General features: G+C 68.0%; 14 protein-coding genes. 7 read left to right on the top strand and 7 right to left on the bottom strand.

Annotated elements, in window-relative coordinates; translation table 11 throughout:
- The first annotated feature begins 87 nt into the window (after positions 1–87).
- Positions 88–2448: an FxSxx-COOH system tetratricopeptide repeat protein gene (gene fxsT / locus AOM45_RS29275; RefSeq protein WP_162185728.1), complete on the top strand. Its 2361-nt coding sequence runs from the start codon at positions 88–90 to the stop codon at positions 2446–2448.
- Between the two features lie 38 nt (positions 2449–2486).
- On the opposite strand, the gene AOM45_RS29270 is transcribed toward fxsT, so the two are convergent.
- The gene (locus AOM45_RS29270; RefSeq protein WP_051784327.1) at positions 2487–5024 is read right to left on the bottom strand and encodes an alpha/beta hydrolase family protein; all 2538 of its coding nucleotides are present in this window, start codon (positions 5022–5024) and stop codon (positions 2487–2489) included.
- Between the two features lie 360 nt (positions 5025–5384).
- Positions 5385–5546: a hypothetical protein gene (locus AOM45_RS51165; RefSeq protein ID WP_156094199.1), complete on the bottom strand. Its 162-nt coding sequence runs from the start codon at positions 5544–5546 to the stop codon at positions 5385–5387.
- Between the two features lie 68 nt (positions 5547–5614).
- Here AOM45_RS51165 and AOM45_RS29265 point away from each other — a divergent pair, with 68 nt between their 5' ends.
- The 3 genes from AOM45_RS29265 (at position 5615) to AOM45_RS29255 (ending at position 7225) form a co-directional block, all read left to right on the top strand.
- On the top strand, positions 5615–6211 hold the full coding sequence (locus tag AOM45_RS29265) for a histidine phosphatase family protein (RefSeq protein ID WP_030471297.1): 597 nt from the start codon (positions 5615–5617) through the stop codon (positions 6209–6211).
- Positions 6211–6684 carry a GNAT family N-acetyltransferase gene (locus tag AOM45_RS29260; RefSeq protein WP_030471296.1) on the top strand — a complete coding sequence of 158 codons (474 nt, stop codon included), beginning with the start codon at positions 6211–6213 and terminating at the stop codon, positions 6682–6684. The genes AOM45_RS29265 and AOM45_RS29260 overlap by 1 nt, the downstream gene beginning before the upstream one ends.
- Positions 6685–6811: 127 nt before the next feature.
- On the top strand, positions 6812–7225 hold the full coding sequence (locus AOM45_RS29255; protein ID WP_236703871.1) for a DUF5684 domain-containing protein: 414 nt from the start codon (positions 6812–6814) through the stop codon (positions 7223–7225).
- A gap of 63 nt (positions 7226–7288) precedes the next feature.
- On the opposite strand, the gene AOM45_RS51920 is transcribed toward AOM45_RS29255, so the two are convergent.
- Positions 7289–7792, bottom strand: a complete 504-nt coding sequence (locus AOM45_RS51920; RefSeq protein ID WP_030471294.1) for a hypothetical protein — start codon at positions 7790–7792, stop codon at positions 7289–7291.
- A 144-nt stretch (positions 7793–7936) separates the two neighbouring features.
- Here AOM45_RS51920 and AOM45_RS29245 point away from each other — a divergent pair, with 144 nt between their 5' ends.
- A complete protein-coding gene (locus AOM45_RS29245; protein WP_030471293.1) occupies positions 7937–9409 on the top strand; it encodes a glycoside hydrolase family 28 protein in 1473 nt (490 codons plus the stop codon).
- Here AOM45_RS29245 and AOM45_RS29240 read toward each other — a convergent pair.
- The 3 genes from AOM45_RS29240 to AOM45_RS29230 form a co-directional block, all read right to left on the bottom strand.
- On the bottom strand, positions 9406–10185 hold the full coding sequence (locus AOM45_RS29240; protein ID WP_269083666.1) for an SAM-dependent methyltransferase: 780 nt from the start codon (positions 10183–10185) through the stop codon (positions 9406–9408). The two genes, AOM45_RS29245 and AOM45_RS29240, sit on opposite strands and share 4 nt — an antisense overlap.
- A 166-nt stretch (positions 10186–10351) precedes the next feature.
- Complete coding sequence (locus tag AOM45_RS29235) at positions 10352–11059, bottom strand: S1 family peptidase (RefSeq protein ID WP_030471291.1); 708 nt, start codon at positions 11057–11059, stop codon at positions 10352–10354.
- Between the two features lie 82 nt (positions 11060–11141).
- Positions 11142–11570 carry a hypothetical protein gene (locus AOM45_RS29230; protein WP_035912523.1) on the bottom strand — a complete coding sequence of 143 codons (429 nt, stop codon included), beginning with the start codon at positions 11568–11570 and terminating at the stop codon, positions 11142–11144.
- A gap of 249 nt (positions 11571–11819) precedes the next feature.
- Between AOM45_RS29230 and AOM45_RS29225 the strand changes: the two genes are divergently transcribed.
- A complete protein-coding gene (locus AOM45_RS29225) occupies positions 11820–12755 on the top strand; it encodes a diacylglycerol/lipid kinase family protein (protein ID WP_030471289.1) in 936 nt (311 codons plus the stop codon).
- A gap of 244 nt (positions 12756–12999) precedes the next feature.
- The gene (locus AOM45_RS29220; protein WP_015104912.1) at positions 13000–13254 is read left to right on the top strand and encodes a WhiB family transcriptional regulator; all 255 of its coding nucleotides are present in this window, start codon (positions 13000–13002) and stop codon (positions 13252–13254) included.
- 142 nt (positions 13255–13396) lie between these two features.
- Here the strand turns inward: AOM45_RS29220 and AOM45_RS29215 are convergent, their stop codons facing one another.
- Positions 13397–14875: a sensor histidine kinase gene (locus AOM45_RS29215; protein WP_030471288.1), complete on the bottom strand. Its 1479-nt coding sequence runs from the start codon at positions 14873–14875 to the stop codon at positions 13397–13399.

The following is a 14875-nucleotide window of genomic DNA, read 5'->3' as shown; positions in this document are numbered from 1 at the left end:
GAGCGGCGCCGTTCGTTCGTTTGGGTAACTCCGCTCGGGTGACGTGCGATGTGATCTGATGCACACGCTTTGAGGGGTGGATTCCGGTTGGCTGATTCATGGGACTTCTTCGTGTCCTACACCGGCGTCGACAAAGCATGGGCCGAGTGGATCGCCTGGGAACTCGAAGCCGAGGGTCACCAGGTCCTCGTGCAGGAGTGGGACATCGTGCCCGGCACCAGCTTCGTGGACCTGATGCACCGCGGCGTGCAGGGTTCTGAGCGCACGATCGCGGTGCTGTCGACCGCTTACCTGCGGTCCGTCTACGGAGCGGCAGAGTGGCAGGCCGCGTGGCGTGAAGACCCCAGCGGAGCCGGCCGGAAGTTGCTGGTCCTGCGGGTCGAGGACTGCCCTCGGCCGGGGTTGCTGGAATCCATCGTCTCGGTGGACCTGTTCGGCGTCGACGAGAGCGCCTCCCGCGCCCGGCTGCTTCGAGCCGTTCAAGGTGCGGTGACGGGCCGGCTGAAGCCGTCTTCGCGACCCGGCTTTCCTGGACGGTCCGCGCCGAGCTTTCCCGGCGCGCTGCCGCCCGTGTGGAACGTGCCGCCGCGCAACCCGAACTTCACCGGGCGCGCCGAGTCGCTCGAGCGGATGCGCGGGGTGATGCACGCCGGCCGGACCGTGGCGGTGCATTCGTTGCACGGCATGGGCGGCGTGGGCAAGACGCAGCTGGCCGTCGAGTACGCCCACCGCCACGCGAGCGACTTCGATGTGGTGTGGTGGATCCCCGCCGAGCAGCCCGCGTTGATTCCCGACCACCTCTCCCAGCTCGGCGCCGCCCTCGGCCTCGACGTCGACCCGTTCACGATCGCGCCGGTCCTCGCGGACCTGCGTGTCCGGCCGCGATGGATGCTGGTCTTCGACAACGCGGAAGATCCCGCGGCACTGCGGCCTTATCTTCCGTCAGGTGCGGGTCAGGTCGTGATCACCACGCGCCGCAACGGGTTCGGCGCGCTGGGCACGGTCCTCGACCTCGACGTGCTCTCTCGCGAGGAGAGCGTCGCGTTGCTCAGGCTGCGGGTGCCCACCGCGTCGGACGAACAGATCGCGGCCTTGGCGGAGCTGCTGGGAGATCTGCCGCTGGCCATCGAGCAAGCAGCTGCCTACCTGGAGACGACCGGCCTGCCCGCGGACGAGTACATCGCGCTGTTCCACCGGCGAGCGGCAGACCTCATCGGCCGCGGCCGGCTGATCGACCGGCAGGAAACGCTGACAACGCTGTGGGACCTGTCGCTCGCCGCGCTGGCTGAGCAGAGTCCCGCCGCGGTCCAGTTGCTGAACATGCTCGCCTGGATGGCACCGGAGCCGGTACCGCTCGACCTGTTCACCCGGCATTCCGATCAGCTCCCCCAGCCCCTGGCGGACGCGGCACGCGATCCGCTGGACTGGGTGGAGACGGTCGGCGCACTGGCCGACTGGTTCTTCGTCAGGCGCGTCGGCTCGGAGATGACCATCGCCCACCGGCTCCTCCAGCAGTCGCTGAAGGCGCGCCAGGCCAGCGGAGAAGATTCGAACTCATCGGTGCAGAAGCTCCTGTCGGCCGGTGTGCCCCACGAACTCGCGGATGCGCCGGAGAACTGGCCCTCCTGGCGAGCCCTGCTCCCTCACGTCCTCGTCGCTGCCGGCGTCGCGGACGCGTCCGCGACGAGGCACAGGTCGTTCCTGCTCGACAAGGCGGCCTCGTTCCTCCGCATCACCGGCCGCCACGCCGAAGCCCGCCCGCTGATCGAACAAGCCCTGGCGATCGACGAGGCGGAACACGGGCCACAAAGCATCCACGTCGGCGTTCGCCTGCACAACCTCGCGCTCGTTCTCGGCGACATGGGCCTCGACTCCGACGCCGAAGCCATGTTCAGACGTGCGCTCGCCATCACGGAAGCGAACGACGGCCCCTCCAGCCCCAACGTCTCCGGCATCCTGAGCAACCTCGGCCACATCGTGTCCAAGCAGGGACGCCACGACGAAGCACTTCCGCTGCTCGAGCGATCCCTGGCCATCCACGAGGCCGTCGCTGACCCGAACGACACCACTGCCGCCATGAACATGGCCAAACTCGGCCACACCCTCACCTACATCGGCCGGCACGAGGAAGCGCTGAGCCTGCACGAGCGGGCTCTGGTCCTCATGGAAACCGCCTACGGACCTCATCACCCGTGGGTCGCCACCGCGCGGAGCAACCTCGCCGTCGCCCTGTTCGCAGTGCGCCGCCTCGACGAGGCCCTGCCCCTGGCCGAACAGGCACTGGCGATCTACGAGGACCTCTACGGAACCGATCACCCCGAGGTCGCCACCTGTCTGGCGCACCTCAGCAACATCCACCTCGCGCTGGGCAACGTCCAGGAAGCTCAAGAGCTCTTCGCTCGAGTCCGAGAGTTCCTAGAACGAAACGGCAACGGTGCCGCCCCCTGATCCAGGAAGCGGCACCGTTTCCCTTGCCCCTCAACGAACTAAGCCGGATCCGTCACCTTGCCGGTCACCTCGAACCCGGCACCACCAGGCGCCAACGGCTCGAACTTCAGCCGAACCGACTCCTCCCCCTCCGTCTCGGCGTCACCAACGGTCGGCACCGAGAACTCGGCGGACGTCTGCCCCGCCAGAACGATCGCGTACACCCTGAGCCGCGTGGACGACAACGGCCGCGACGGCAGCGGTTCCTCGCCGGAGAACCGGAGGAGCCACTCCGCGTCGACGTCCGTTGTGGACAGTTCCGTGCCACTCACCGACGCCGGCGAGCCCACGACCGCGATCGTCGTGTCGGCGGCCTCCGACAGGGTCACGGTCCACTTCAGTTCGCCGCCCTCCTTCACGCTGTCGGCCACCGGAGTGACCGTCAGCTGCGGCGGCGCGTCGTCGTTGCGGACCACCAGGCCGCCGACCGCGGCGCCCACGACGGCGTTGGAGATCGCCTGCACCGCAACGGGATGACGGGTGTCGGGGCCCCACCTGGTGTTGCCGGCGACGGTCACCGGCACCTCGGTGCGGTTCTCGCCCGGCTTCAGCGTCACGAGTTTCGTGGCGGGGGTGTTGTCCGGCTCGTTGTAGAAGAGCCGGACGACTCGCGTGCCGCCGCCGGTGGCCGTCACCGCGATGTTGTAGGTCTTGCTGCCGGAGTTGCCCTCGTCGACCGACGTGAAGGTGGCGTCGACGCGGCTCAGACGCGTTGGCACCACGGGGACCAGGCCCTTGTCCCAGCCGTAGGCGTCGATCAGCCAGGCCTGGCCGGACGCGGACTCCGGGGTCAGTTCCAGCGCTGCCAGGTGGTCCAGGCCGGCGGGCAGCGGGACGCGCACCTCCTGGGCCCACTGTGCGCTCAGGCGGTCGGTGGCGGGCAGGCCGGTCAGCGTGACCGAACCCAGCGCGTGCTTCTGTCCACTTTGGTCTGTCACCGAGACGCCGAACGTGGACGCGGGTGCGTTCGGCGGGACGGCCAGGCGCAGCGCGAGGTTGCGGGAACCCTTCAGCGACACGGGTGACGCCGGCTTCACCGCGCCGGTCTCGCCCGCGGCCGACCACTTCAGCGCCACCGACAAGCGTTCGGGTTGCGACGACGCGCCGCGGAAGCCGACGAAGTGCGGGGAGCGCGAGCCGCCGCACGCGACGGCAGCATCCCGCGACGTCTGCTGGCAGACCTTGGCGCTGCCGGAGGTCGCGGTCGCGCTGTCGGGCACGACGAACGACTTCCGGTCGCCACCGATGGCGTGCGAGAGGACGCGGGCCGGGTCGGCGGACGGGGCGCGGACGCCTGAGCCGTCGAGCAGCGGCAGCACGGACTCGTCACGTGCCAGGAACAGGCGGGCCGACGCCGCGACGTAGGTGGCGCCCATCGTCTGCTGCTGGTCCGCGGTCAGCCGGGTCGCAGTTCCCGGCGCGCACACGGCGTCGGGCGTCTGGCCCGGCCAGAAGTCGTCGTTCGCCGGCGCCACCGCCTGGCCGGGAGTCCATTCGCTGTTGAAGAAGTTGTGGTTCGCACCGACCACGTACAGCGCGCTGTGCAGGGCGGCGCCACGGCTCAGGCCGCGCGTCTGGTCCAGGAACATCTGGCCCTGCAGGTCCGAGACGTCACCGTCGCAGCCGGGCAGGAACGTCACCGACGGCACGTCCGGCGCCGGGTTGTGGCCGAAGATCGTGGGACCGATCAGCACGTCACCGCGGATGTGCCAGCGCACCGGCCCGCTGAAACCGGTGTCGCCCGGCGGCGGGGTCAGGCTGTCGGTGGCGGCGCGGTTGACGCCCTCGCCACCGCGGGAGTGGCCCACCAGCAGCACCTTCGACAGGTCGGCTGCCGGCGCGGCCTTCACCGCGTCGGGAACCGTGCCGCGGCCGGCGGACCAGTCGGCCCACTTCGCCAGGTGGTGGCGCACCAACGACGAACGTCCCTGCGCGCCGGCGTCCGCGGTCAACGCGTCCTGGGCGTTGATGCCGTTCGCGGAGATCGACACCGTCACGTACCCCTGCGAAGCCAGCAGCTGCTGCGCCTTCAGGTAGCCGCGGTGACTCGGCACGGCCGTGTACCCGGACGCGCACGGCCAGGTCAGCTGGATCTGGCCCGCCGGGTTGTAGCAGGTGTAGTGCCTGCCGTGCAGGAACAGGACCAGCGGCCGTTTGCCCGGCGCACCCTTCGGCGCGACGACGACGCCGTCCATCTCGATCGGCGCCGCGTACTCGGGCAGCACGACCGAGTCGAGCGAGTACTCCCCGGTGGTCGTGGCGTACGGCCCCGGAGTGCCGGGATCGACCGTCGCCTGTGGCAGCAACGCGGGCAGCTCGGCAGGTGCGGACAGGCCGGCGGCGGAAGGCTCGGCCACGTCCAGCCGGCGCCCCGCCGAACGCACCTGGAGCGCATCGCGATTCTTCAGCGGTGCCGACAACGTGAAGGTGCGCAGGTCCGCGGACTCCCTGGCGAGGCCGAGGAACCGGTCCCCCTCCCAGAACTCCACGCCCGCGTCCGAGGACGGCATCGGCGTGGAAGCGGTCCACCGGATCACGTCACCGGAGACGGTCCAGCCGGGTCCGGAAGGTGCGGCCGACGCTGGTAGAGCCGGTACGACCGCGGCTATCAGAACTGGTATCAAAAGCGCGACTGAGCGACGCATGTGTGGGTCCCCCTCAAAAGGACGATCCACTCCGTTCTAGCGACGCCGCACAGCGCGCAGCACGTCGTTTTGGCCGGAAATCACCAATCAAAACGACAACCAGCCGGGAGTATTACGCCGTTCGGCTCAGCATCTGTGAATTGAGGCGATGACGGGACCGGCGCAGGGTCTCGTGGACGACGCCGCGCTCACCACCGTCGGACGGCAACACGTCGCCGTCAGTCCGAGAACCCCCTCAAGCTCGCAGAAGAATCACCGTTCTCTGGTCTCGGTGTCGCGCTCGGCCTGACGCAGTTTGTTCCACGTCGAGGTCAGGTCCGCCCGGATGCGCGCGACGCGGACACCGAAGGCCTCGCGGATCTCCTGCGCGTCTACGTCGTCGGGGGCGCCGTGGTCGGGGTGCTCGGCGGTCATGGCGACCGGGGTACCTCGTTCGCGTACTCCTCCAAACGTGGTGCCCGTCACTCCTTAGGATCGAACAGGTGAGCACCCACCTCTACCTGCTGCGCCACGGCCAGACCGAGTGGTCCGAGAGCGGCAGGCACACGGGACGCACTGACATCGAACTGACGCCCGAGGGCGAGCAGCAGGCACGCCGGGCGGGCGCTGTGCTCGCCCGGCTGAGGGGGACGGACCAGGCGCCGGCGCTCGTGCTGACGAGTCCACGGCAACGGGCGACCAGGACGGCCGCGCTGGCCGGGCTCGAGGTCAACGCGATGACCGAGGAGCTCGCCGAGTGGGACTACGGCGACTACGAGGGCATCACCACGCCGCAGATCCGCGAGCGCGTTCCCGGCTGGACGGTGTGGACGCATCCCATGCCGGGCGGTGAGACGCACGCGGAGGTGCAGGACCGGGCCCGCAAGGTGCTCGGCGAGGTGCGCAAGATCCTGCCCGGCGGCGATGTGGTGCTGGTGGGGCACGGGCACTTCAGCCGCGTGCTGATCGCGGCGTGGCTGGGACTGGCACCCGACCAGGGTGTCCACTTCGGACTGGACCCGGCCGGCATCTGCCAGCTGGGAGACGAGCGGGGCGACCCGCAGGTGCGCAGGCTCAACGTGCCTGCTTGGGAGATCTGATGATCCGACGGGTGGAACCGCGCGACGTCGACGCGGTCGTCAAGCTGGTGCACGAGCTCGCCCTGTACGAACGGGCGCCGGAGCAGTGCCACCTCACCTCGGAACAGTTGCACACCGCGCTGTTCACCGAGAACCCCGCGCTGTTCGGCCACGTGGCCGAAGTGGACGGTGAGGTCGTCGGCATCGCCTTGTGGTTCCTCAACTTCTCGACGTGGGACGGCGTGCACGGCATCTACCTCGAGGACCTCTACGTCACGCCGGAGCAACGCGGCAACGGCCTGGGCAAGAAGCTCCTGGAAACACTTGCCCAGGAGTGCGTGGCCAAGGGCTACACGAGGTTCCAGTGGTGGGTCCTCAACTGGAACGAGCCGAGCATCGGTTTCTACAAGTCCCTCGGTGCCGTCCCGATGGACGAGTGGACTGTGATGCGAGTGGCCGATGAGGCGCTGCAAAAGCTGGCCTCTTCACTCTGAAGGTTGACGGATGGTCTCGAAAGGCTCACGAAACGGGAATTCCACACAGGACGGGTGCACGGTGCTGGCAGCGTCCCCGCTCGCCGATCCCCCGGCACCAAAGTAAGCGTGGAAAGAAGGAAAGACCGTGGGCACTGACCCGACCACAGGCATCGACTCGTCCGCCGCCGCCGGCATCGGCATCGTCGGCACGATCATCTACCTGGCGTTCATCGTCTTCGCCGTCGTCGTGATGTGGAAGGTCTTCGTCAAGGCCGGTCAGCCGGGCTGGGCGGCGATCATCCCCATCTACAACATCTACGTCTGGCTGAAGGTCGCGGGCCGTCCGGGCTGGTGGCTGATCCTGTTCCTGATCCCGATCGTGAACATCGTCATGGCGCTGATCGTGTCCATCGACATCGCGAAGTCCTTCGCCAAGGACTCCGTCTTCGGCGTCGTCGGCCTGTGGCTGTTCAGCCTCATCGGCTACGCGATCCTCGCGTTCGGTGGCGCCCAGTACCGCGGCCCGGCCGCGCTCGGTGGCCAGCAGGCCGCGTACTGAGGCTGAGCCGCAGCAGCTGAAAGGCCGGGCCAGAAGACAACCCCTGTACTTCGGGCCCGGCCTTCACGCCGTACCAGGCACAGTCATGAGCTCGACGCGGCCGACCGGCTCGACCGCGAGAACCACCGTCACGACGACGTCCCCGTGCTCGGCCACGAGCCCGCGGCACCCGCCGGCCTCCAGCGCCAGGCAGTCGACCGGCGCACCGTCGATCCGCACGACGGCCGGATGCACGACAGCGGCATCCACCACGGCGCGCGTACCGAGTTCGTTCCCGAGCAACGAGGAAAGCGCGCTCCGCAGCAACCCGACCGGGTCACGGTCGACCACGCGCGACTCCACCGGGCGATGAGTGCGCACGAGCGCCACCCGGTTCACCTCGGCCCCGATCTGGTCCACGTACTCGGCGTCCACCGTCCAGGGCGATCCGTCGACCCCACCGGTGCCGAACAGGCAGACCGAGCCCACCTCCGGGTGCACCAGCACGAGAACGGGCCGGTCGAACTCGGCGAAAACATCGGGCAGACCGGGAAGACGGAAGAACTCGCCAGACGCCGCGTACTCCACGTGTCGAACCTACCGACGCGAGCAAGACACCCCTGTACTTCCCGCCCGGCCTTCACTATGGTCAGCGATGAAATCGTTTTCAGAACGTTTCAGACGCCGGGCTGCCGCCGCCCTCGACGCAGGACGAGGAAGGACCTCTCAACGATGAGGCGTCGACTGACCGGCGCGTTCGTCGCACTAGCGGTGGTCGTGGCACCGGTGGGCGTGGCGAAGGCGGCCAGCTTCAACGTCAAGGACTACGGCGCGAAGGGCGACGGCAAGGCGGTCGACTCGGTCGCCATCGACAAGGCCATCGCCGCCGCGTCAGCAGCCAGCGGCGGCGTCGTCGAGATCCCGCCCGGCACGTACCTGAGCCGCTCGATCCACCTGAAGAGCAACGTCACGATCAACCTCCAGCAGGGCGCGCGGATCGTGGCCTCCGGCAGCGGCATCGACGCGCCCGAGCCCAACCCCAACTCGAAGTACCAGGACTTCGGGCACAGCCACTTCCGCAACGCGTTGCTGTGGGGCGAGAACGTCGAGAACGTCAGCTTCACCGGCAAGGGCGTGATCGACGGCGCCAACAAGCTGGAGACCGGCGAGAACATCCCGGCGGGCAAGGGCGACAAGATGCTGTCGCTCAAGTTCTGCAGGAACGTCAGCATCACCGACGTGACGTTCCGGGAGGCCGGCCACTTCGCGATCATCACCAACGGCTGCAACGGGATGAAGCTCGACCGCATCACTGTCGACTCGCCGGAGGACCGCGACGGCATCAACTTCATCAACAGCTCCAACGTCGAGCTGTCGAACTCCACGATCGTCGCCAGCGACGACGCGGTGGCGTTCAAGAGCGACTACGCCACCGGGAAGACGTTCCTGAGCGAGAACAACGTCGTCCGCGACTCCACGATCCAGTCGACGGAGAACAACGCCATCCAGTTCGGCTCGGAGACCTGCGGCAGCTTCAAGAACATCCAGTTCCGCAACCTCAAGGTCACCGGCGCTTCCAAGGCAGGGCTGGGCATGGTCTCCATGGACGGCGCGGTGATCGAAGACGTTCTGTACAACAACATCCAGCTCACCAAGACGGGCTCGCCGATCTTCATCCACATCGGCAAACGCGGCCGCTGCCCTGGCAACCCGCCCACCGGCAGGATCCGCAACATCACCTACCGGAACATCACCGGCACGAACCTGACCGCGCCGCGCGACATCCCCGGCGACCCCGAGTACGCGTCGACGATCTCCGGCCGCGCCGACTCGAAGATCACCGGACTGACGTTCGACAACGTGAAGCTGACCGTTCCGGGCGGTCACAAGGAATCCGACGCCTCGAAGAACCCGCCGGAGGTGTCGGGTGAGTACCCGCCGCGGATCTTCGGCGTGCGGCCGGCGTTCGGGTTCTGGATCCGCAACGCGACCGACGTGAAGTTCCTCAACAGCACCATCGAGTTCGACAAGAGCGACGGACGTCCGGCGTTCACGACCGACGGCGTTTCCGGAATCTCGCTCAACGGCGTGAAGGTGGAACGCAGCACCGGAGCGAACGACCTGTTGTGGCGCAAGAGCAACGGTGTGTCCGTCACGGACAGCACGACGACGACCGGTCAGGCGTTGCGGGCCAAGACGAGTTAGACGACGCCGACCGCGCCGTAGGTCGAGGCGTCGGCGGCGGCCGAGGTGCCGGGGAGTTCGCCGTCCGCCCTCCAGTGGGCGGCGAGCACCAGTCCCGGTTCCAGCAGCTTCAGGCCGCAGACGAACTCCTCGACGTCCTGTTTGGACCGCGGGGTCAGCGTGCTGCCGAGGTGTTCGGACATCACGAGCAGCCGGTCGACGAGGTCCGGCTCGACGTCCTTCGTGAGGTGCGTCAACGCCAGAACGCTGCCCTCGCACAGAGCGGCCCGGTACCGCGCGATGACGCCCGCCGGCTCGTCCGCGACGTACGGGAGGATGCCGACCATCAGCACCGCGGTCGGCTGGGTGAAGTCGATGAGACGGCGCGTCTCCGGGTGGCGCAGCACCGCGCCGACGTCGGACACGTCGGCCTGCACGATGGCGGCGTTGAGGTTGTCCCGCAGCATCGTGCGGGCGTGCGCGACGGCCACCGGGTCGTGGTCGACGTAGACGATGTTGCACGCCGGGTCGATCGACTGGGCGACCTCGTGGACGTTGCCGGCGGTCGGGATGCCGCTGCCCAGGTCGAGGAACTGGCGGATGCCCATCTCCTCCACGCACAGGCGCACCACGCGGCGGGAGAACGACCTGATCGTCCTGGCCATCTCGGCGACCGGGAACCGTTTGATGCTCTCCTCGGCCAACGCGCGGTCGACCGCGAAGTTGTGCGCTCCGCCGAGGTAGTAGTCGAACAGGCGAGCCAAATTTGGGCGTTCTGAACCGCCGTTTGTCGTCACCCGCTTCGGGCCGTCCTGCACTGCGCACCTCACCCTGCTGCTCCCGAGCGGCGCGAACGCTGGCAGCACGGTAACCGGCTACTCCGTTCGTGTCCATCCACCATTAGTGAACACGCAGGGTGATGACACAGGTGCTTCAGCAGGTACGCGGGAGCGTACCTTCGGATCAGACTCCCGCGGTCGTGCGGATCCAGTTGCGGTAGCTGGTGTTGTTGAGGCTGGTGTAGTTGGAGCGCGTCGAACGGTCCGACGTGGACGCGACGCCGACCTGGCGGCCGTTGACGAACATCGGGCCACCGGAGTCACCGCCGGCCGCGATGCCGTCCACCCTGGTCACCGAGATGGCCTGGCCACCGCGGTAGTCACGGCCGTTCGTGGACGTGACGCGGGTGTTCGCGACCTTCAGGTAGCGCGACTGGCAGTTGATCTCCGGCTGGTTGGTGCAGGTGGCGCCCCAGCCGTAGAGCTGCACGGTCTGGCCGACCGAGACGGGGTTGACCAGCGGGGAGAACGGCGCCGACATCGACGTGGTCACGTGCACCAGGGCCAGGTCGGCCGAGGAGTGCTTGACGATCCGGTCACCGGTGACGAGCTGGCCACCGGACGTCTGGTCCAGGCTGCCCGCCCGGAACGTGTACGTGCCGGCCGACGCCACGCAGTGCTCAGCGGTCAGGATCCACTGAGGCGCGATCTTCGTGGCGGAGCAGTTCTCGCGTCCGTTCACGAAAAGACGTGCCGCGTACGGGAAGTTCGACGCGTAGCTGCCACCGATGATCATCGGCGACATGCCCGGCTCTTCCGGAGCAGCCGACGCGACAGGAGCGAGGGAGAGCGCCGCCAGGAAGGCGCCCGCGATCGCGGTCAGAACACGCATGGTTGGTCACCTCGTGAGTGCAGGGAGTGGTTAAACAACCACGCACAGCTTCACTCGAACGTGTGACCGTGACCACCCTCCGTTAGTCGGCTTTGTCACCTTCGTTCACATCCGCGAAACCCATGGCCCACTGACGGCCGTCGCGGGTGAACAGCAGCACGAGCACGACAACGCAGTAGATGCCACCCAACGACCCGAGCAGCTGCTGCTCCGACGGTCCGTACGCGTACCAGGCACAGCCGAGCAGCAGCAGCTGCGTGACGATCACGGGCGTGCGCGCGCTGTGGTGGCCGCGGAACAACATGACCGACGCCAGGATCACCCCGCCGAACCAGAGCACGAGCACTCCGGCGGCACCGAGGATCGGGCCGCCGGAAGGCGCACCCTGGACGACCCGCACGACGAGCGCCACGGCCAGCGCGATGCCGCCCAGGCCCTGCAGGAAGGTGAGTGCGGAGGCGACGAGCACCGCGCGCGGCGGTGCAGGGGTCGCGGCGTTGTCACTGCTCACGAGAACCGTTCCTCACGTTCTGTACTGGTCACGGATCGTAGGCCACCCGGTTGGAGGGCTCACTGAGCACGTCCCGCGGGGGAAGATCAAGGGGCCTTCAGCGAGCCGGCGGTCGTCCGGGGTGCACTCGTCTGCGAGGCGCACTCGGTGCTACGGAAGGGAGATTTGCGCCACTTTCGTGAGGCTGGAGCCACCCTGAGGGAGGACATGCGCGCGGCTGACAGTCACGCACTGTCTTACTCTCAAGTAGTGCGCGCTCTTCTCGTGGTGAACCCGCAGGCGACTACAACGACGCCGGCCGGTCGTGACGTGTTGGCGCACGCACTGGCCAGCGACGTGAAGCTGGAGATCATCGAGACCTCGTACCGCGGCCACGCGGCCGATGCCGCGAGCAAGGCGGCGGAGGACGGGTTCGACCTGGTCATCGCCCACGGCGGCGACGGCACGGTCAACGAGGTGGTCAACGGCATCCTGCGCGGAGGCCCCCGCCCCAACAAGCCGATGCTGGGCGTCGTGCCCGGCGGATCGGCCAACGTCTTCGCGGGCGCGCTCGGCATTCCGCGCGACCCCGTCGAGGCCACGCACGTCCTGCTCCAGGCGATCGAGCACGGCACCAAGCGCCGGATCGGTCTCGGACAGGTCTTCGCGGACGTCATCGAGGGCGGCCGCTGGTTCACGTTCAACGCCGGCATGGGCCTCGACGCCGACGTCGTGGCCGGTGTCGAGAAGAAGCGCGCGAAGGGCCGCAACGCGAGTCCCGCGCTGTACCTGTCCGTCGCGCTGAAGGCGTACGCGCAGAACGTGCGCAAGCCGCAGCACTTCACCGTCGAGATCCCGGACGAGGCGCCGTTCGACGACGTCGGCATGGTGTTCGTGTCGAACACCGACCCGTGGACGTACTTCGGCGACAGGGCGATCCAGCTCAACCCCAGCACGTCGTTCGACGGAGGCCTGGGTCTGAGCGCGCTGAAGACGCTGCGCGTGCCCACCGTCGGGCGCTACGTCGCCCAGGTCCTCGCCACCGGGAACCCCCGGAGCGGAAATCTCGTTCGGCGCGACGACGTGGGTTATGTCAGAGTGAAGTGCGAGGAGCCCGCCAACCTCCAGGTCGACGGTGATTTCCTCGGCACGACGACTGCTGTGGAGTTCCGGGCAGTGCCTGACGCGTTGACTGTTGCCGTATAAGCAACTTGACAGTCCGTGATCAGTTCGTGACTGTCTCGGTACCCACCCGGGATGTACTGCAGTCGAGTGACAGCAGAGCGTGAAACACCAGGTGAACGCTGTCGATCTTTTGGGTGAGTTCACTCACCGGGTCAGTGCTTACCCCTTGACATCCCAGCCGTTCGTGAAAGCATTCACAAGCACCCCAAAACGACCGCTGACAACCGGCGTGCCTTTGTGCGCGCCTAGCTGAGGAGTAGTTCCAATGGACTGGCGCCACCGCGCGATCTGCCGCGACGAGGACCCCGAGCTGTTCTTCCCCGTTGGGAACAGTGGTCCCGCGCTGCTTCAGATCGCCGAGGCGAAGACCGTCTGCCGCCGCTGCCCCGTCGTCTCCGACTGCCTCGCGTGGGCGCTCGAGAGCGGCCAGGACGCCGGCGTGTGGGGCGGGATGAGCGAGGACGAGCGCCGCGCTCTCAAGCGCCGCAACGCCCGCACGCGGGCCCGCAGCAACGCCTGAGCAGGCAGTTAGCCGCGAACACACACATATAGGAAGAAGCCCGACACCGTGCCAGGTGTCGGGCTTCTTCTCTGTTTGCACACCCTCCCGCATGACCACGTGAGACCGCTGAGGCTGGTCGCCACGTGTGCACGGCGTTAGTTTAGCGCCGCCCCCTCAGCGGTACGCGCAGGACCGCCTCTGTACCGCCTCGGGGCCTGCGCCGCAAGCTCAACGAGCCTCTCAATTCGGAATCGACGAGGGTCCGAACGATCTGCAGACCGAGACGATCCGTGCGCTCCAGGGAGAAACCGGGCGGAAGCCCCTTGCCGTCGTCGGTGATCGACACGTCGAGCCACTTGGCGGACCGCTCGGAGTGCACGACGACCTCTCCGCGCTGGCCAGGGGCGTAGGCGTGCTCGAAGGCGTTCTGCACGAGCTCGGTCAGCACCATCACCAGCGGGGTGGCGATCTCCGCGGGCACGATCCCGAAACCACCCTCGCGACGCACCTTCACCTGGGTCTCGGTGACGGCGACGTCGCTCATCATCGGGATCACCTTGTCGACCACGTCGTCGAGGTCCACCCGCTCGTCGACGGACATCGACAACGTCTCGTGAACCAGTGCGATGGAAGTCACACGACGGACGGACTCGGCGAGCGCCTCCTTCGCCTCCGGGTTCGTCAACCTGCGACTTTGCAACCTCAGCAGGGCAGCGACGGTCTGCAGGTTGTTCTTCACCCGGTGGTGGATCTCGCGGATCGTGGCGTCCTTGGACATCAACGCACGGTCGCGCCGGCGCACCTCGGTGACGTCGCGGCACAGCACGATCGCACCGGCCGCCTGCCCGCGCGGCCGAAGGGGCAAGGATCGGAACAGCACCGCGGCACCACGTCGTGACTCGGCTTCCATGCGCATGGACGGCTGACCGTCCAGTGCCTGCCGGATGCGCTGGGCGACCTCGGTGGCGTCGAACGGGTCACCGATGAGGCTGCGGGTCAACGGCGCCAGGTGCACGCCCACGAGATCCGAAGCGTGCCCCATGCGGTGATACGCCGACAACGCGTTCGGTGAGGCGAAGACCACCGCGCCGGACGGGTCGAGCCTGATCAGGCCGTCACCGACGCGCGGGCTGGTGTGCACGTCCGGCGACGGTTCGGGCGCGGGGAACGTGCCGTCCGCGATCATCTGGCACAGGTCGGCCGCACTGCCGAGGTACGAGATCTCCAACGGCGACGGCACGCGCGGCACAGCCAGGTTCGTGCTGCGGCTCAGCACCGCGATGACCTGCGTGCCCAGCCGCACCGGGATGGTCTCGCGGCGCACGGGCACGCCCAGGTGCCAGCGCGGGTCCTCCTCGCGGCAGATCCGCTGTTCGTCGATGGCCCGGCGCAGCTGCGGGTGCTCCTCGGTGTCGACCTCGCTGCCGACGACGTCCTCGGGGTGCGCGGTCGGCGCCGTCGTCGGACGCGCCTGGGCCACGCAGAGGAACGTCTGCTCGTCCAGCGGGACGTACATGAGGAAGTCCGCGAACGACAGGTCGGAGAGGAGCTGCCACTCGGCGACGACCAGCTGGAGGTGGTCGACGGCGGCGCCGGAGAGCTTGGTGTGCTCGGCCAGCAGGTCTGTGAGCGTGCTCAG

It is taken from the genome of Lentzea aerocolonigenes (genome assembly GCF_000974445.1).
Lineage (GTDB): Bacteria > Actinomycetota > Actinomycetes > Mycobacteriales > Pseudonocardiaceae > Lentzea > Lentzea aerocolonigenes.
Note: the sequence above shows the minus strand (reverse complement) of the source record. Positions and strands in the feature narration are given on the sequence as shown.

Coding starts and splice junctions, on each gene's coding strand:
- AOM45_RS29245 (WP_030471293.1), top strand. CDS start 7,937: ATGAGGCGTCGACTGACCGGCGCGTTCGTCGCACTAGCGGTGGTCGTG.
- AOM45_RS51165 (WP_156094199.1), bottom strand. CDS start 5,546: ATGACCGCCGAGCACCCCGACCACGGCGCCCCCGACGACGTAGACGCG.
- AOM45_RS29220 (WP_015104912.1), top strand. CDS start 13,000: ATGGACTGGCGCCACCGCGCGATCTGCCGCGACGAGGACCCCGAGCTG.
- AOM45_RS29260 (WP_030471296.1), top strand. CDS start 6,211: ATGATCCGACGGGTGGAACCGCGCGACGTCGACGCGGTCGTCAAGCTG.
- AOM45_RS29235 (WP_030471291.1), bottom strand. CDS start 11,059: ATGCGTGTTCTGACCGCGATCGCGGGCGCCTTCCTGGCGGCGCTCTCC.